The sequence below is a fragment of the Leuconostoc sp. XM4 genome, from assembly GCF_055698815.1.
This window is the reverse complement of sequence record NZ_CP134507.1, coordinates 1422932-1439843: the sequence shown is the minus strand read 5'-3', so window position 1 is coordinate 1439843 and position 16912 is coordinate 1422932. Positions and strand designations below refer to the sequence as shown.

Sequence of the window (16912 nt, the reverse complement as noted above, 5' to 3'; positions counted from 1 at the left end):
CGTGTACATAGATAGCAATAAAGGGAGTAATGAATAATATGAGTGATAAATTATGGGGTGGTCGTTTTACTGCTAAAGCTGCAGAATGGGTAGATGAATTTGGTGCTTCAATTCACTTTGATCAAAAAATGGCAGCTGAAGATATTGAAGGTTCGATAGCACATGCGAAAATGCTTGGCAAACAAGGCATTATAAGTCCGGAAGAATCAGCAAAAATCGTTGCTGGTTTGAAAATCATCAATGAAGAACTCATTGCTGGAAAAATTGAGTTTGACGTTAAAAACGAAGATATTCATATGAATATCGAATCATTATTGACCGAGAAAATAGGTCCGGTGGCAGGAAAATTGCATACTGCTCGTTCCCGTAATGACCAAGTGGCCACTGATTTTCATTTATGGGTCAAGCATCGTTTGCCCCACGTTCTAGAATCTCTAACCGAATTGCAAGAGGAGTTGTTAACTTTGGCGACAACTCATGCAGGAACCATCATATCTGGGTATACGCATTTGCAACATGCGCAGCCAATAACTTATGGTCACTATCTTCTTGCTTACTTTGAAATGTTTCAACGTGACTATGAACGTTTCGAATTTAACCAAAAGCATACAGACATTTTGCCGTTAGGAGCAGCGGCATTAGCCGGGACAACTTTCCCGATTGACCGTGAATTTGTTGCTTCAGAACTGGGATTTGACAGTATTTATCACAACTCATTAGATGCCGTGTCAGATCGTGATTTTGCTTTAGAATTCCTGTCAAACGCCGCTATATTAATGATGCACCTTTCCAGAATGGCAGAAGAGTTAATTTTGTGGTCAACTTACGAATTTAATTACATTGAACTATCAGATGATTTTTCAACCGGCTCGTCAATTATGCCACAAAAAAAGAATGCTGATTTTGCTGAATTAGTTCGTGGAAAAACAGGAAGAAGCTATGGCGCATTAATGGGTCTGTTGACAACGATGAAGTCATTGCCACTAGCCTACAACAAAGATATGCAAGAGGATAAAGAGCAGGTCTTTGATATTATGGATACGGTTCTAGCCTCTGTTAAGGTGTTTACGGGTATGCTAAGTGGCTTGACGGTTCATAAAGAGCGTATGCTGGCCACAACACAAGATGATTTTTCGAATGCGACTGAACTAGCGGATTACTTGGCCACTAAAGGTGTACCATTCCGTGAAGCCCATGCAATTGTGGGTCAATTAGTCTTGACAGGTATTCAATCAAAAATGCCATTACAAAAAATGTCTCTGTCTGATTTGCAAGCCGTAGCCCCACAAATAGAAGAAGACATTTACGACAAACTACAATCTGAAACAGCAGTTAACCGACGCACTTCGTTAGGCGGTACGGCTGTTGAAAATGTTAAAAAAGAAATTGTAAGAAATAAAAAAGTTTTGGAGGCAAGGTAATGCATTCACATTTTCAAGGAAAATCTTTTCTTAAAGAAATTGATTTTACAAAAAAAGAGCTAGAAACATTCATTGATTTGGCTGCGCACTTCAAGTATTTAAAGCAAAATAATATACCGCATAAATACCTTGAGGGCAAAAATATTGCCTTGTTGTTTGAAAAAACTTCAACGCGTACGCGTTCTTCTTTTACCGTTGCTGCAAATGACTTAGGCGCTCATCCGGAGTTTCTAGGTAAAAATGATATTCAATTTGGCAAGAAAGAGTCCCTGGAAGACACGGCAAAGGTTTTTGGGAGCATGTACGATGCAATCGAATATCGCGGATTTTCGCAAGCTACAGTGGAAGGATTGGCCACTTACAGTGGCGTGCCAGTCTGGAATGGTCTGACAGATGATTGGCATCCAACACAAATGTTAGCTGATTTTCTTACCATTAAGGAACAACTAGGCCACATAGCGGGTATTACCTTAGCCTATATGGGTGATGGTCGAAATAACGTTGCTAATTCTCTGTTGGTAACAGGGGCAATATTAGGTGTTAATGTGCATATTGTATCACCAAAAAGTTTGCAACCAAGTGAAGAAATTCTAAATATAGCCAACCAAAAAGCTGCTGAATCAGGTGCAAAATTGCTTGTTACAGATGACATTGATGATGGCGTAAATGATGTTGACGTCTTGTACACGGATGTGTGGGCTTCGATGGGTGAAGAAGATACGTTTGAAGAAAGAATAAAGTTATTATCACCTTATCAAATTAACGCAACATTAGTCGAAAAAACAAACAACGAACAGGTAATTGTGTTACATGATTTACCAGCATTTCATGATTTGAATACTAAAATGGCGCAAGATATTTATGACAAGTTTGGTATTAAAGAGATGGAAATCACTGATGAGGTCTTTCATGCTTCATATGCGCATCAATTTGAGCAAGCAGAAAACCGGCTACATACAATTAAAGCTGTCATGGCAGCAACTTTAGGAAATATGTTTATTCCGGAGCTGAATTAAAAATAGCAACAAGAAAAAGGAGCCTAAATAATTAGGCTCCTTTTTCTTGTTGCTTTGAATTTCTAATGAAATAACAGAAAGAGGTCACTTAAGTGGTTGCCAGCGCCAATCTTCTACTTCGGGCAAGTCCGTTCCCTTTGACCTAGTATACGCAACGTGTAGGTCGAGCTTATCGGTCATTTCTTGCACGAGGGCTGCTTGCTTGGTGCGAATATTTTCTGGCAAGAGATTAATAGCAGCTTTAACTAAATTAAATCGATCAATTTTGTTAAGAACACGCATATCAAATGGTGTTGTAATGTCACCAACTTCTCGGTAACCATGAACTGCTAAGTGGTGATTGTGTCGTTTGAAGAAAATAGATTCAATCATTGGTTCATAGCCATGGAATGCAAATAATACTGGTGTGTCAGTAGTGAAGTAAGCATCAAATTCATCATCACTTAAGCCATAGCTGGCATCGGCCCGTAGTTTAAATAGATCCAATACATTGATGTAACGTATTTTTAATGATGGTATGTGTTCGTGCAAAATTTGTATTGCTGCTAAACTTTCTGTCGTTGGTTCAGAACCAGCTGAAGCAATAATAATATCAGGTTTTTCACCTTTGTCAGTACTTGCCCAATCAATGACACGTAATCCTTGCGTAACAAGCTGTTTGGCCTCAGTAGGTGAGAACCACTGTAAGCGGGGATGTTTGCTGGCCACAATATAATTAATCTGTTGCGTTGCTTGCGCAGCATGTTCAAATGTTGCGACCAAGCTATTAGCATCCGCTGGGAAGAACTCGCGAATGAAGTCTGGTTGCTTTTCATACAACATTGTTGTTACACCAGGATCTTGGTGTGAGTAACCATTATGGTCTTGTTGGAAAACAGTTGAATCAGCAATAATATTTAATGCCGGCACGTCCTTACGCCATGAAACGTCATGAGAATGATTCAACCACTTAAAATGTTGCACAATCATGTCATCAACTTCACGAATAAAGACCTCATAACTGGCAAAGAATCCATGACGACCGGTTAGCGTATAAGCTTCAAGCATCCCCTCATCATAATGCTCTGATAACATAGAATCAATAATACGGCCTTCAGGTGCCATGAATTGATCATTAGGTTCTTTGATTGGTAATAGCCATTGGCGATTAGTTGTTTCAAAAATGTCTTGGAAACGATTAGAAGCTGTTTCATCTGGGCCAAAGCCACGGAAGTTAGTAGGATTAAGTTTGATGATATCACGCAAATAGTCACCTAACAAAATAGCATCTTGAGCTAAGTTATTGCCTGGCTGATTATTTTCTACCAAATAATTGTCAATGTCAGGTAAAATCAAAGGTTTGATAATACCAGCATTGGTGACCGAATTATTGGCCATACGTAGCTCTTTTTTCGGTAATACTTCTTGGATAGATTGTGTTAACTGACCGTTTTCATCAAATAATTCATCTGGTTTGTAAGATTGTAACCAATCAACAAGTTGTGGTATATATTCAGGATGATTTTGGTCAGCAGGAATTGGAATTTGGTGTGCACGAAATGAATTTTCAATTGGCTTGTCATCCCAAGTTTTTGGCCCTGTCCAGCCTTTAGGTGAACGTAAAACAATCATTGGCCAAAGTGGTCGTGTAATCTCTTCATTTGTCTGCTGAACGGCTTTTTCTCTAATGTCTTTAATCTCAGTAAATACTGTGTCCATGGTTTTTGCCATTTCTTCATGAACTTGCATAATCGGTTTGTCAAAAGAACTTACAAAGTAAGGGTGCCATCCCAGACTGTGGAAATACTCGGTTAGTGTTTCATCAGATTCTCGAGAGAGAACTGTGGGATTCGCAATCTTGAAGCCATTTAAATTCAAAATTGGTAATACAGTACCATCATTTTTAGGATTCAAAAATTTATTAACATGCCATGAAGTGGCTAGGGGTGCTGTTTCTGCTTCACCATCGCCAACAACAACCGCAGCAATGAGGTCTGGATTATCCAATACAGCACCAGCACCGTGCAAGATAGAATAGCCTAAAGCACCACCTTCATGAATCGATCCAGGTACTTTAGGATCAGCATGTGAAGCAACGCCACCGGGGAAAGAGAAACGCTTAAACATTTTCTGCATACCCGCTTCATCCTGTGTGATTTCTGGAAATGCTTCGGTATAACTACCATCAAGATAAGCATTTGAAATCATTACTTGTCCGCCATGGCCAGGCCCCTCAATGTAAAACATATTCAAATTAAATTTATTAATAGCACGATTTAAATGGGCATAAATAAAGTTTTGACTAGGAATCGTGCCCCAGTGCCCGATTGGGTGAATTTTAACTTGTTCTGCCGTTAACTTTTCCTTAAGCAATGGGTTATCTAACAAATAGAGTTGTCCAACTGACAAATAATTGGTAGCTCGCCAGTAGGCATCTAAATTGTTCAGGTAATCTGTTGAATCGATATTCATTTGATACTTCCTCCAATTTGTGACAATGCATACACAAAGTGCATGCTACGATTGCGTAAAAAATATTGCAAGATATAAAATTAACTTTGCAAAGTATAGTGAAAAGTTCAGAAATAAATTGATAATTAATCTGAACCTGGCGAACACCAATTCATTATCAAGCCGTGTTTTTACATATTCATCGTAAAGGTTGTTTTTTGAAAAGTCAATACCAATACATTAATTGGTACGACCCAATTAATGTATTGGTATTGACTTTTATGGTTATAATCGCGTCATAACGGGAATTAGCGTCTTAACATTACTATTTGATAAAATAATTTGTTTGCATACTTCTGAACAAGTGTGTTACACTCGATTTTGTTATTAGTCGATTAATTAACATACTAGGGGTGCTTTTAAAAAAGCTGAGAGAGAAGAGATAATCTTTGAACCCTTTGAACCTGATCTGTAGCAAGCAGCGTAGGAAAGTATGAATATATGATTTTTTTGCAATCATATAAACAGCCATACTATATCTAAGAGCGTTTGCAATATAACTGTTATTATTGCAAACGCTCTTTTTCTATGTGTTGAAAATTTAGGAGGCAATTTTGTGAATCAACGTGTTTTTTTGGCGGCACCTTTCAAACAACTTTTGAATCAAAACAATCGAGTCAATACGGAAACTACACAGGCACTGCAGCAAGTAATGCAAGTGTTAGAAGATAAAGGAATGTTTGTGGATAATGCGCACAAACGAGAGAATTGGGGATTAGAAATGATGACCCCTACTCAATGTACAGATGCTGATTTTAATTCCATAAAAAATTGTGATGTTTTAATGGCTTTTCCGGGTAGCCCAGCATCACCAGGTACCCATATTGAAATTGGCTGGGCGTCAGCATTTCATAAAAAGATTATTTTGCTTTTAAAGAATGATGTTGACTATGCATATTTGATACGTGGTCTTGGTGTAATTGGGGACGTAGAGTATATCTATTACGAAAATATGAATAGTTGCCTTTCACAAATAAGTAATGTGATAGACAATTATCTACAACACAATAAAGTATTGTCAAAGTAGCGTTGAATGAGGGAGTTGAGTTAAATGACAACATATGAAACCTTTGATGATGCCTATATAGCCGAACTAAATGAAATATATCATCATGCAGAATTTTTCAATGAGCCCAGAGGATTTAGTAGTCGGGAAAAATTAGGTGTTAATTTTAAAATTGAAAATCCCGTACAGAGAATTGTATATAGCCAAACGAGAAAAACAAATATTATCTTTAATTTTGCGGAGGCATTGTGGTATCTAACAGGAAACAATAGCTTGTCTTACATCAGCTATTACAATAAACGAATGCCTGATTATTCAATGGACGGGCAAATACTAACCGGTACGGCATACGGCAAAAAGCTGTTTCATTTTGGGGAACAAAACCTAAATCAATGGCAGAACGTTAAACAAGAACTGCTAAATGATGCTGATTCGAAACGAGCGGTAATCCAAATATTTGATGCGCACGAATTAACAATTAATCAAAATTTAGATGTATCTTGCACATTGGGATTGCAGTTCTTAATTAGAAATAACCAACTTAATATGGTGGCTTACATGCGAGCAAATGATGCGTTTCGAGGCATAGTAAGTGATATTTTTTCATTCACCTTTATCCAAGAATTTATGGCACGAGAGTTGAATCTTAAAGTTGGAAAATATTACCATAGCGTGGGCACAATGCATATTTATGAACCTGATAATCAGTGGGTGACGCATGTGCTCAATGAATCAAATGATCAAACATTTATCTCTCCTAAAATGCCGCAAGGAAATAATTGGGCGATGGTACATGAGCTAATGCATTATGAAGAAAAATTAAGAAAAAAAGAACTAACAATGAATTGGGTGGACATTCAACAGACTGAGTTATCGTCGTATTGGCAACAAATATTGGCCTTATTTAGTATTTACCAAATGATTTATTATCACGAGGAAGTAGACCAGGTGTTATTTGACCATCTTTTGCCAGTATATCAACATCTTTTGCTGAATAGATGGCCAACGAAAATGAGTAGGGGGATGGTGTCCAATGACAGAAAATTTATTTAAGGATGAAGTCGTGGCTAATCAGTTTAACGACTATAATGACGTATTAGAACAGGTTTTGGGATATAATTTTGTTTTGTCGATTTTGAAATCGACTCAAGCAAAGAAAATATTAGACTATGGATGTGGCCCTGGAAAAGTTTCGCTGCGTTTAGCAAACCAACTATCAGCCGATATAGTTGCGGTTGACGAGTCTGCTAAAATGATTGAAATTGCGAAAAGAGAGCGTAAGCATCAGCAAATTGATTATAAAATTGTTAAAAAAGATAATTTAGATTTTATCTCTGATAATTCAGTAGATGGTGCGATTGCGTGCTATGTTTTTATTAACAATCAGTCTGAACAACGAATTTTAAAGATTATGAGGGAAATTTATCGAACATTGCGACCAAACAGTCACTTCATCATTTTAGATACTAATCCAAATACCACGGGTGTACCATTTTCAACTTTTCAAAATGGTGAACCGGGGAAATCTTATAGTTATGGTGAAGAACGTGTTGAAAAGTTGAATCTGGACTCGCAAGAAAAACTTATTTTGCATGATTTTAACTGGCCAAATCGTATGTATGAAAAGAATTTAAAGCGAGCAGGATTTAGTGAAATTACAGTTCGGTATCCAAAGTTAGAAGATTTTTCAGCAGAACAAATCCAACAAATAGAACAAGAGTATCACTATAAGAGTTGGTTAAATGAAAAAACACAAGCACCATTTATTTTATACCAAGCTATAAAAAAGTAGATTTTTCGAGGAACAAAAAAAGACCAAAGCATTTGTTTTGGTCTTTTTATTATTTTATTTTCAGTTTTGAAACTAAACTAGCATCGGGCGTAACATATAGTGTTTGCTGTCCTTCAAAAATAACAAAACCTGGCTTTGAACCATTTGGTTTGCGCAGTTTTCCGGCAGGTAAATAATCGACGGGGACATTGGCAGATTCACGCGCCTTGCTGAAGTAAGCAGCGAGCTTTGCGGCCTCAATAAGCGTTGTATCTGAAGGATTAGAATCATGAATAATAACGTGTGATCCTGGTATTTTTTGGACGTGTAACCAAATATCTCGACGATCAGCTTGTTTTAATGAAAGTCGTTCGTTTTGCAAGTTGTTTTTACCAACTTCAATCAACGTACCATCGGAACTTTCGAATTTATCAGGTTTTGATACCTTTGGTTTTTGTTTATTTTTCTTATTGGCTCGAATGTATCCCTCAGCGGTTAATTCGAGGCGGATATCTTCTACGTCCTTTGGAGATGCAACATCTAATTGTGCGACAATATTATTAAAATAATCAATTTCTGCGTCGGTCAACGCAATTTGCTCATTAACAAAATCTACGGCCGTACGTAATTTACGGTATCTGTTGAAATATTTTTCAGCGTTTTTCAGACCGTTTAGTTTAGGATCTAAGGGGATTTCTAGTAAATTATTATTATCATAATAATTTTCAATAGATACGCTTTTCATTCCTTTTTGAACGAGGTGAGGGTAGGTAATTAACAAATCGCCTTTGACTTTTAACTCATCAGCATTTTCAGCGTCTTCAAGTGTTTTTAATAATTTTTTTCGCTTAGCCGTATTTTTTTTCAATTCGTTTTTAACAACCCGAACGAGGGTACCGGCTTGTTGGTTGACACGTTCTCTTTCAGCTTTTCCGATGTAATAGGCGTCAAGCATGGTGCCTAACGTTGGAAATTCTTCTTGTGACACGCTGTCTTGCAACCAGTCAAAGGCAGAGTAGCTAAGAGAACCATCTTTTGAAGTGAAAAGTGTGGGGGCGAGATGGTCAAAATGAGCCAACCATTCACGCGCATGCGCTAATTGATCACCTGCCTGATTAATTGCTCGAGCCAATGCTTCCGCGGATTCTCTTCCGAATCCCTGATACGTTTTTTGAATGTATTTAGGCCATTCTTCGAGAGGTGTATCTAGGATCATTTGAGCTAAACCATCTAGCCCTGCAGTAAACGGATTCTTCAAATTCTGGGCAGGCGGCAAAACATAAGTTGCACCAGGAATCAAAGAACGGACACGATTTTGGTCGGCAGGAACATGTTTAATTAGTTCCAGGATACGGGCATCACTTTCACGAACTAAAAATAGGTTTGAGTGGCGTCCCATCATCTCTAAGGTTAAGCGGATTTCTTGTATGTCCCCTAATTCATTACGTGCATTAACGTAAAAATTAATGATACGATCATTTTCAACTTGCTCAATTTTTTGTAATTTAGCGCCTTCTAAATAGCGTCGTAAAAACATTACGAAGTTGGGTGCAGTTTGCGGGTTTTCGTAGGGAATACGTGTGATTTGGGCACGTGCGTAGCTGGGATGAGCACTCAGTAGGAGCGGATAATTCTGCCCATTATTACGGACCACGAGTACAATTTCATTTGGGTAAGGTTGGTGCACCTTGGTGATGCGGCCACCTGTAATTAAATCATTTAGTTCATGCACAATCGCGTGCGTAAATAGTCCATCTAAGGGCATTCTGTGTACTTCCTTTTATCATTTGTTGCAGCCGAGAAAATATTTATATCATAGTTACAAACGTTTTATTTGTTTAATTTATCATTCTTTAATTGTATCACGTAATAATAGCGGAGTTGGCTCACTTCTAATATTCGTATGCATAAAAAAACAAACTACTTAACCTAGAGTAGTTTGTTTTTTATTTAAATCAATGGACAGGCAAGGGGCTGCTTGTCTCAATGGCGGAAACGATTTCTTCCAGTGATTGGCTACCAAAAATAACATTATCGCTATTATTAATAATCATTGCGGGTACACTCATGATATGATGTGACTCGCGTAGTTCAGGGAATAATTGCAAGTCAATCATTTCGGCAGTTACATTATCATTAATTGCGGCAATGTGTTGGCAAGCAGCCACAACATCTGGACAAAAATGACAAGTTAATGACACACCAATATTCAGATCTGTTTTTGGTAAACGCTGTATACGTTGGACAAGCTCTGTATCAATTGTTTGACCTGGCCCAGCAATATTATAGAGCGCTAGAACTAGAGAATTTAACTCATGTCCGGTAGGAATACCACTAAATTGAATTCCAGTATCTTCATCATTGTCAGTAAGCAATCTAAAGTTTGGCATGTGGTGAACATGATATTTGCTTTCTAGTTCAGTACTAGTAGGTTCCATTTTAAATTTCAGATGGCTACTTAGTTGGCTAAACTCTTCCAAAAATGAGGAAAGTTCATGACTTTTTGATGAGTCGTCTGTCAATTGATGCAGGGTAACATCTTGCGTAAGTTTATCAAAAATAGGTTGTAAGGCTTGTATAATTTCTTTTGCGAACCACTGTCCAGTGTGAGTAGGAAGGGCAGAATGATCAGTTGCATCAATAGTACTTGTAGGTCCTTTAGTAACGTCAGTTTTTGGAGTGGACACTGCGGAACGGTTAACCGGAATATTAAGCCTGTGCTTTTGTTCTGACACAAATAGCTCTGCACTAGTAGCGGCATTGGCACCATCAGAAGCCGCCGTGACGATTTGTCTAAGTGGCTTAGAAATGACATCCCCAGCAGCAAACACCCCCGGAATATTCGTTTGACCCTGGGAATCAGTCACAATATATTTGTGCTCATCCAACGTAATATCATGTTGGAACATTTTTGTTTGCGGATCTGTGCCTACGTAAACAAAAATACCAAATGTATTATCACCATCAGCAACATGGTAAGTAGTTTGCTCATTTGTTTTGTTGTTAATAAAGGTTGCATCAGTTAAGTAGTTTTGACCAGCCACCGTTTGAATTTCTGTGTTTGGCCAAATGGTGATATTGGGGTTGAGGCGTGCACGATCAGCAGTTAGTGGCGGGCAAGTAAAGTCATTAGATCGCATCACAATGGTGACATGACGTGCAAATCTTGTGAGGTAATCAGCTTCTTCAGCAGCAGCATAGCCACCACCGATGACGAATACTTCTAATCCACTAAATAATTCACCATCACAAGTTGAGCAATAGGCCACACCACGGCCTCGAAAATCTTGCTCACCTTGGAAACCAACTTGATGAGGTTCAGAACCTGTAGCAATGATGATGCTACGTGCATGGTAAGTATCTTTTTTACCAGTAACTGTTTTTATGACCTCATCACTAAAATTGTAATTAGTCACGGTATCAAAAACGAATTGAACACCAAAACTTTTTGCCTGTTGCTGCATTCTATTGACTAATGCTGTACCATCAATTGTTTCAACAGCAGGATAATTTGCAACAGTTGAGGTTGTTGTGACTTGCCCACCAATTTGGTCACCCTCAATAATTAAGGTATCCATTGTTGAACGGCCAGCGTAAATACCGGCTGATAAACCAGCAGGTCCGCCACCTATAATAATTGTGTCATAAATGTGTGGTTCAGTCATTGCGTAACCTCTAAATTTTACCAACTAAGTCTAAGCTCGGAGCAATTGTGTCTTCACCAGGGTGCCAATTGGCAGGGCAGACACGGTCCCCATGTTCAGCAACGAATTGTGCAGCTTCAAGTGTACGTAAGATTTCTTCAGCATTGCGGCCAATACCCATGTTGTTGATGGTATATGACTGAATTTTTCCTTCAGGATCAACAATGAAAGTTGCACGGAAAGCCAAGCCTGCATCTTCGTCTAAAACATTAAAGAAACGAGCCAATTTACCAGCTGGATCAGCCAACATAGGATACTTTACTTTAGCAATTGTATCCGTAGCTTCTGCCCAAGCCTTGTGAACAAACTCGCTGTCTTCAGATACAGAATAAATTTCAGCATTAATATTTTGGAAGTCAGCGTAGTGATCAGCTAAGTCACCCAATTCAGTAGGGCAAACAAATGAGAAGTCGGCAGGGTAGAAGAAATAAACACCCCATTTACCTAAGGTATCTTGCTTAGTTACTTCTGTGAAATCACCATCGTGATATGCATTCACTTTGAAATCTGTTATTTCTGAATCAATAAAATTTGTAGTCATAATTTCTCCTTTTCTTTGTTAGAACAATTCTAATCTGTTTTTATTATACAACGTTCTGAATTCAAAAATCAAGAATCATTTTAAATTAAATTTTTGAATGTGACGAACATAGCATTCATCCTAAAATAAAAAGCAATATTTGTGGCGTATTTTACATAAAAATCACATAATGTTATAATGAAAACATTGTATTTACATATGAAAGGAACCCAATGAATTACGACAATTACGTCCCGAAAGAGTCAAGAAAAGAAGTTAGTCAAGAGAGAATTAGATTTCTGAAACTGTTAAGTAAGGTAGCGGTAGTATTTTGTTGTTTGATGTATATTTCTTATATTCCACAGATTACAGCTAATCTATCCGGAAATCCTGTATCGGTACTTCAACCATTGTGTGCCACGGTCAATGCAACTTTGTGGGTGACTTATGGCTGGCTAAAGACCTATAAGGATTGGCCTGTTATTCTAGCTAATATACCAGGTGTAATTTTCGGTGTTGTTACGGTAGTAACGGTCTATGTTCATTAAAAATCAAGTTATAGATAATAAAAAGCGTTCGGCTAAATGATTTAGTCGAACGCTTTTTCAGCAGTTATTTTATTTTTATATTTCGTTTCAATAGGGCGCTTTCCTTGCCATTTAAAATATTTTCAACTTCTATAGCAAAGGTTTTGCGACGTACAGGACGATAACGCTGTAAAAATTTTAATCCAGGAATGCGTTGCAGGGTTACAAGAATAATAGCGGGAATATAAGAATAAATTCTTGATTTATCATAGACAATACCAGGATAAACATTATAAGCTCTGTCGTTTAATAGGGCTTTAGCCGAGTGCTCTACGGTTAATTTGGCCCGCAAATAGGCATTTAAAAAGAAAGGTGTCGCATTGGCGGATACAAACAAAAACTTAGTTTGGTGCGTTGTCGCAAGAACATCCAAGAGTCTTTGCGCGGGCTGAACGCTACTGTTTTGGTAATTAATATGTTTGAAAGGGTTGGGTAGCAATATTCCTACAGCATCGACAACCCAATCCGCTTCTCTGAGCAAATCTTGCCATTCTCCAGGCTTATTTAAATCAGCAGCGTGGTAAGTGACTTGGTCAGTTGCGTCAGTGGGACTGAATTGGTGCCGTGATAAACTATGCAATTCAAAGTCCTTGTTGTTCAAAGCTGATAAGATACCCTGACCAACAAAACCTGTCCCACCAACAACAATTATTTTTTTGTTATCCATCATAGCTCTCCTTGATTTTAAAATCGTATCGTGCTAAAAATTAAACAATTTGTGTGCCATGGACCTCATTAACGCCTAGAATATTAGCTATGGCTTCAGCATTCATTTTTGTTACACCGCCACCAGGTAAAATGGTTAAATTTGCTGGGGCGCTGTTGACTAGTGTTTGCAAATGGGGCAGTGACTGCATGATTGGTACTGACAGTGGACCACCATGAGTTAGTATCCGCTTGACACCATGGTCAGATAGCCAATTCATCGCATTTTGTTGTTTATGGTTTGCGATTTGATCAAATGCCATATGCATGACAACTTGTAAATGCAATTTATGAGCGCAACCAATTAAAATAGACATACTATCAAAGTCTAGTTCATCGGCGGAGACAGCACCAAAAGTGACTATCTCACCGCCAACATCAGCAATTATTTGCATGGTATCCAACATTTGTTCGACTTCACTACTACTATATTCAAAATCACCACCACGTGGGCGAACCATGGTAACAACAGGTAACTCATTAGCAATTGCTAATGTATCAATAATTTTTTTAGTATCAGGTGTAATGCCACCTAAATCAAGTCGTGAATTTAATTCAATACGATTGGCCCCACGTGATATCATTTCACGAGCGCGCTGCACGGAATCAACCGCGGCTTCTTTTATTTTAATCATAGGTAATTAGTTTTTGCCTTTAAACAAAAAAACCCGTTCATTATGAACGAGTGTCATTGTTACTTTTTATCAATAACTTGCTTGCCGTTGTAAACACCAGAAGGTGAAACGCGGTGTGAAACGCGATATTCACCCGTTGTTTGATCCAAAACAATGTTAGGAACGTTCAAGCCGATGTGACCGCGACGATTACGCTTGTGAGACTTTGAATTCTTGTTTGATGGGGTAGCCATAAGAGCACCTCCTTTCGTTTCAATTTATCAACTAGTCAAGTTTACCGAAGTTTTAAATATTTGTCAAGGGCTACGGCTTATTAATGTCAAGGAAATTTACTTGACATGGGATTGGATAATTTCTTGAGTATATACCTTATGGTGGAACCATGAAGATTGAAAGACACCGATCAAGTCATTACCGACATATAGCATATAGGTTAAAAATAAGACCCAGTTTGCATCGCCATGGACAGCAGTCAATCCCCATAATAGTACTTGAGCAACGCCCTGAATAAGCCACATGGCAAAAGCTTCTGAAAAACGGAAAGTTGTTAACAGGGCACCAACGAGGCCAGTTGCCAAGACAGCTGAATCAGCAACTGGTCTTGGTGTGTGCAAAACCTGTGTTTCAAATAGATAAGCTGCAATGAAAGCGACGATTGCTGAGCCGATAAGCACAGGGTACCAAAAAGATTTACCATGCTTTTCACCACGAGCATCGGTTTCGTGTATGAACCGAATCCGCTTTTCAACATCAATTGCCCAGCCAGGCATGATTAAAACGGGAATATCAAGTAATACAATATATACGGCTTGTAATACCGCATCGGCGGGGTTATTGGCTTGGAGTGCCATCGCGATATAAATTAAAGCAGAAAGTAAACCGAAAACGCCATTTAAGGGCCGTGCATTGGTGATGGCCAATGTTGTTGTAAATCCTAAGATTGCGGCGACAAATGTCCACCATGTCATATGATTAATGGGAGAACCGGCAAAGAATGAGCTATAGGTAATGACGAGATAACCAAAAATTAATAGAATGTATGAGGTCCTTGTCCAGCCAGACATCTGATGAACGTACCACTTGAATGAAAATAGATCTTTAAATGTAATTTTTTTTGAAGACATAGCGTAACACTTGCAGTGATAGGTATCCGTTGGATAGCACTGCACCTTTCTGATTGAGATTAAAAGTGCGTTGTATTGGGGTTTGTTTGATAAAACAACTACCAATCAGAATGAATAAATACGATGTTGCTTTCAATAACTCGTTTATTATTTTGAATCATTTTTTCTCCTTTTTCTATTTAATTTGAGTGTACAACACAAAATTTGACTTGTGTTGAAATTTCAAACTAAAAGACAATTGTCGTCCATGTTACAATAATAGTAAGTGATTGTTAGTTAACAATTTCGTATAAAATAGTTTATAAATTGTTTGTAGAGGTTGGGTATATATGAAGAAACAAGACATAACAAGTGTTTTAGCGATACATGTCATTGTATTATTATTTTTTGGGTTTGTTTTACTAACACCAACGCATTTTACTTTCCTGAATTGGAACATTTTTTTGGCGTTGTTGCCATTAGATTTTGCCATTATTGTAAATATTAGTAAACGCCGATCCATACAAATTATTTTCAGCTTGTTATGGCTATTATTTTATCCAAATACGATGTATATGATTACCGATTTTATTCATCTGCAATATATTGGTATCGGACTCACTGTTCGTATGCAATACTTCAATTACGCGGTGTTAGCAGCAGGGGTCTTTATGGGCGTTGTTTTGGGGATGTTAAGTATCGAACTGATTTTAAAGCATTATTTCCATAGAAGGCATGAACTATTACAATTGGTTCTGATATTTGGCTTGTCATTGATTGCCAGTGTTGGTATTTATCTTGGCCGTTTTTTACGTTTGAATTCTTGGGATGTTTTCACACAAACACATCGCGTGGCAAGGTTGGTCGTGTCATCAACTAGTATGCATATGCTGGCGTTTGTTACACTATTTGCTGGCGTACAGTTTGCCATTCTGGTCATCAGTCACTTTGGTATTAGCCTTATCCACAATGTAGTTGACAAAAATGAGGAAACAGAGTAAACTAATAGATGTTGAACAAGTAGAAGCACCCGCTTCTCGCCAAGTGACTATGTTGCTTGGCAGATACAGTTGTACGAAAGTACTGCAAGTGTGGAAGTGGGTAAAGATTAAGTTCTTGGCCCACTTTTCTTCTTGATTCACAAAATAAATTTGGAGGTGCCTGACAATAGCACGTCAACCACGACAAGTTGATTTAGTCAACGAAAATATCCGCGCCCCACGTGTTTTGCTTATCCACGATGGTAAGCAAGAAGAAATGTCAACACGTGACGCACAACAGTTAGCGAATGATGCAGACATGGACTTGGTATTGGTGCAAGCTAATGCAGAAGTTCCAGTTGCCAAGATCATGGATTGGGGTAAAGCGAAGTTCGAAGCTCAAAAGAAGCAAAAAGAACAACGTAAAAACCAAAAAATTGTTCAAGTTAAAGAAGTTCGCATGTCACCAGTGATTGATTCTGGCGATTTCGAAACACGTAAGAAAGCAGCAATTAAGTTCCTGTCACAAGGGAATAAGGTTAAGCTTAATTTGCGTTTCCGTGGTCGTATGATTACTCACCAAGACATTGGTCGTGAGGTCTTAGACCGCATGGCTGAAGAACTTAATGACATCGCCAAGGTTGAACAACGTGCCAAAATGGACGGCCGCCAAATGTTTTTGGTCTTGGCACCACGCGATGCCAAGTAAGTTAGTGTTTAGTAGCTTGCTATAGTAAGCATAAACAAAAATCGTAAAGTAGGAGAATTGGTCACATGCCAAAGATGAAGACACACCGCGCATCAGCAAAGCGCTTTAAGAAGACAGCCAATGGTGGCTTGAAGTCAGCTTCAGCTTATACTTCACACCGTTTCCACGGTAAGACAAAGAAGCAACGTCGTCAATTGCGTGGTACACGCATGATGGATTCAACGACTGTAAAGACATACGCTAAGATGTTGAGCACGCTCTAATT

Annotated in this window: 17 protein-coding genes and 1 riboswitch; of the genes, 9 read left to right on the top strand and 8 right to left on the bottom strand. The window is 38.3% G+C overall.

Going from position 1 to position 16912, the window contains the following annotated elements:
• Window positions 1–38: 38 nt before the first annotated feature.
• Window positions 39–1421: an argininosuccinate lyase gene (gene argH, locus RHP64_RS07280; RefSeq protein ID WP_025268298.1), complete on the top strand. Its 1383-nt coding sequence runs from the start codon at window positions 39–41 to the stop codon at window positions 1419–1421.
• Window positions 1421–2437: an ornithine carbamoyltransferase gene (argF, locus tag RHP64_RS07275; protein WP_025268297.1), complete on the top strand. Its 1017-nt coding sequence runs from the start codon at window positions 1421–1423 to the stop codon at window positions 2435–2437. Before argH ends, argF begins: the two co-directional genes overlap by 1 nt.
• A gap of 84 nt (window positions 2438–2521) precedes the next feature.
• On the opposite strand, the gene RHP64_RS07270 is transcribed toward argF, so the two are convergent.
• Window positions 2522–4888 carry a phosphoketolase family protein gene (locus RHP64_RS07270; RefSeq protein ID WP_025268296.1) on the bottom strand — a complete coding sequence of 789 codons (2367 nt, stop codon included), beginning with the start codon at window positions 4886–4888 and terminating at the stop codon, window positions 2522–2524.
• Between the two features lie 378 nt (window positions 4889–5266).
• Window positions 5267–5374, top strand: a riboswitch (TPP riboswitch).
• 109 nt (window positions 5375–5483) lie between these two features.
• On the opposite strand from RHP64_RS07270, the gene RHP64_RS07265 reads away from it, so the two are divergent.
• From RHP64_RS07265 to RHP64_RS07255, 3 genes are read left to right on the top strand one after another with little or no spacing between them, the layout of a single operon-like run.
• Window positions 5484–5954: a nucleoside 2-deoxyribosyltransferase gene (locus RHP64_RS07265; RefSeq protein ID WP_014324956.1), complete on the top strand. Its 471-nt coding sequence runs from the start codon at window positions 5484–5486 to the stop codon at window positions 5952–5954.
• Window positions 5955–5978: 24 nt separating this feature from the next.
• Entirely contained in the window at window positions 5979–6986 is a 1008-nt protein-coding gene (locus RHP64_RS07260) for a thymidylate synthase (RefSeq protein WP_014324955.1), read from the top strand.
• Window positions 6967–7725 carry a class I SAM-dependent methyltransferase gene (locus RHP64_RS07255; protein ID WP_105296146.1) on the top strand — a complete coding sequence of 253 codons (759 nt, stop codon included), beginning with the start codon at window positions 6967–6969 and terminating at the stop codon, window positions 7723–7725. The genes RHP64_RS07260 and RHP64_RS07255 overlap by 20 nt, the downstream gene beginning before the upstream one ends.
• 49 nt (window positions 7726–7774) lie before the next feature.
• Here the strand turns inward: RHP64_RS07255 and RHP64_RS07250 are convergent, their stop codons facing one another.
• From RHP64_RS07250 to ahpC, 3 genes are all read right to left on the bottom strand, one after another.
• Window positions 7775–9469, bottom strand: a complete 1695-nt coding sequence (locus RHP64_RS07250) for an NFACT RNA binding domain-containing protein (protein WP_014324953.1) — start codon at window positions 9467–9469, stop codon at window positions 7775–7777.
• Window positions 9470–9659: 190 nt separating this feature from the next.
• Window positions 9660–11369, bottom strand: a complete 1710-nt coding sequence (locus tag RHP64_RS07245) for an FAD-dependent oxidoreductase (protein WP_025268294.1) — start codon at window positions 11367–11369, stop codon at window positions 9660–9662.
• A 10-nt stretch (window positions 11370–11379) separates the two neighbouring features.
• The gene (ahpC, locus tag RHP64_RS07240) at window positions 11380–11949 is read right to left on the bottom strand and encodes an alkyl hydroperoxide reductase subunit C (RefSeq protein ID WP_002815134.1); all 570 of its coding nucleotides are present in this window, start codon (window positions 11947–11949) and stop codon (window positions 11380–11382) included.
• A 212-nt stretch (window positions 11950–12161) separates the two neighbouring features.
• Here ahpC and RHP64_RS07235 point away from each other — a divergent pair, with 212 nt between their 5' ends.
• Window positions 12162–12476, top strand: a complete 315-nt coding sequence (locus tag RHP64_RS07235) for a SemiSWEET family transporter (protein ID WP_002815133.1) — start codon at window positions 12162–12164, stop codon at window positions 12474–12476.
• Window positions 12477–12540: 64 nt separating this feature from the next.
• Here RHP64_RS07235 and RHP64_RS07230 read toward each other — a convergent pair whose 3' ends face one another.
• The 4 genes from RHP64_RS07230 to pnuC form a co-directional block, all read right to left on the bottom strand.
• Window positions 12541–13182 carry an NAD-dependent epimerase/dehydratase family protein gene (locus tag RHP64_RS07230; RefSeq protein ID WP_025268292.1) on the bottom strand — a complete coding sequence of 214 codons (642 nt, stop codon included), beginning with the start codon at window positions 13180–13182 and terminating at the stop codon, window positions 12541–12543.
• Window positions 13183–13222: 40 nt separating this feature from the next.
• Window positions 13223–13855: a copper homeostasis protein CutC gene (locus RHP64_RS07225; protein ID WP_025268291.1), complete on the bottom strand. Its 633-nt coding sequence runs from the start codon at window positions 13853–13855 to the stop codon at window positions 13223–13225.
• Window positions 13856–13914: 59 nt separating this feature from the next.
• A complete protein-coding gene (gene rpmF, locus RHP64_RS07220; RefSeq protein WP_002815130.1) occupies window positions 13915–14088 on the bottom strand; it encodes a 50S ribosomal protein L32 in 174 nt (57 codons plus the stop codon).
• A 96-nt stretch (window positions 14089–14184) separates the two neighbouring features.
• Window positions 14185–14979 carry a nicotinamide riboside transporter PnuC gene (pnuC, locus tag RHP64_RS07215; protein WP_048592268.1) on the bottom strand — a complete coding sequence of 265 codons (795 nt, stop codon included), beginning with the start codon at window positions 14977–14979 and terminating at the stop codon, window positions 14185–14187.
• A gap of 329 nt (window positions 14980–15308) precedes the next feature.
• Between pnuC and RHP64_RS07210 the strand changes: the two genes are divergently transcribed.
• The 3 genes from RHP64_RS07210 to rpmI all read left to right on the top strand — a co-directional run bounded on the left by RHP64_RS07210 (window position 15309) and on the right by rpmI (window position 16910).
• Window positions 15309–15959 (top strand): DUF1361 domain-containing protein, encoded by a 651-nt coding sequence (locus RHP64_RS07210; protein WP_011680131.1) that lies wholly within the window; start codon window positions 15309–15311, stop codon window positions 15957–15959.
• A 148-nt stretch (window positions 15960–16107) separates the two neighbouring features.
• Window positions 16108–16647, top strand: a complete 540-nt coding sequence (infC, locus tag RHP64_RS07205) for a translation initiation factor IF-3 (protein ID WP_050892168.1) — start codon at window positions 16108–16110, stop codon at window positions 16645–16647.
• 65 nt (window positions 16648–16712) lie between these two features.
• Window positions 16713–16910, top strand: a complete 198-nt coding sequence (rpmI, locus tag RHP64_RS07200) for a 50S ribosomal protein L35 (protein WP_002815120.1) — start codon at window positions 16713–16715, stop codon at window positions 16908–16910.
• Window positions 16911–16912 lie beyond the last annotated feature (2 nt).

Coding starts and splice junctions, on each gene's coding strand:
- argH (WP_025268298.1), top strand. CDS start 39: ATGAGTGATAAATTATGGGGTGGTCGTTTTACTGCTAAAGCTGCAGAA.
- argF (WP_025268297.1), top strand. CDS start 1,421: ATGCATTCACATTTTCAAGGAAAATCTTTTCTTAAAGAAATTGATTTT.
- RHP64_RS07270 (WP_025268296.1), bottom strand. CDS start 4,888: ATGAATATCGATTCAACAGATTACCTGAACAATTTAGATGCCTACTGG.
- RHP64_RS07260 (WP_014324955.1), top strand. CDS start 5,979: ATGACAACATATGAAACCTTTGATGATGCCTATATAGCCGAACTAAAT.
- RHP64_RS07255 (WP_105296146.1), top strand. CDS start 6,967: ATGACAGAAAATTTATTTAAGGATGAAGTCGTGGCTAATCAGTTTAAC.
- RHP64_RS07250 (WP_014324953.1), bottom strand. CDS start 9,469: ATGCCCTTAGATGGACTATTTACGCACGCGATTGTGCATGAACTAAAT.
- RHP64_RS07245 (WP_025268294.1), bottom strand. CDS start 11,369: ATGACTGAACCACACATTTATGACACAATTATTATAGGTGGCGGACCT.
- ahpC (WP_002815134.1), bottom strand. CDS start 11,949: ATGACTACAAATTTTATTGATTCAGAAATAACAGATTTCAAAGTGAAT.
- RHP64_RS07235 (WP_002815133.1), top strand. CDS start 12,162: ATGAATTACGACAATTACGTCCCGAAAGAGTCAAGAAAAGAAGTTAGT.
- RHP64_RS07230 (WP_025268292.1), bottom strand. CDS start 13,182: ATGGATAACAAAAAAATAATTGTTGTTGGTGGGACAGGTTTTGTTGGT.
- RHP64_RS07225 (WP_025268291.1), bottom strand. CDS start 13,855: ATGATTAAAATAAAAGAAGCCGCGGTTGATTCCGTGCAGCGCGCTCGT.
- rpmF (WP_002815130.1), bottom strand. CDS start 14,088: ATGGCTACCCCATCAAACAAGAATTCAAAGTCTCACAAGCGTAATCGT.
- pnuC (WP_048592268.1), bottom strand. CDS start 14,979: ATGTCTTCAAAAAAAATTACATTTAAAGATCTATTTTCATTCAAGTGG.
- RHP64_RS07210 (WP_011680131.1), top strand. CDS start 15,309: ATGAAGAAACAAGACATAACAAGTGTTTTAGCGATACATGTCATTGTA.
- rpmI (WP_002815120.1), top strand. CDS start 16,713: ATGCCAAAGATGAAGACACACCGCGCATCAGCAAAGCGCTTTAAGAAG.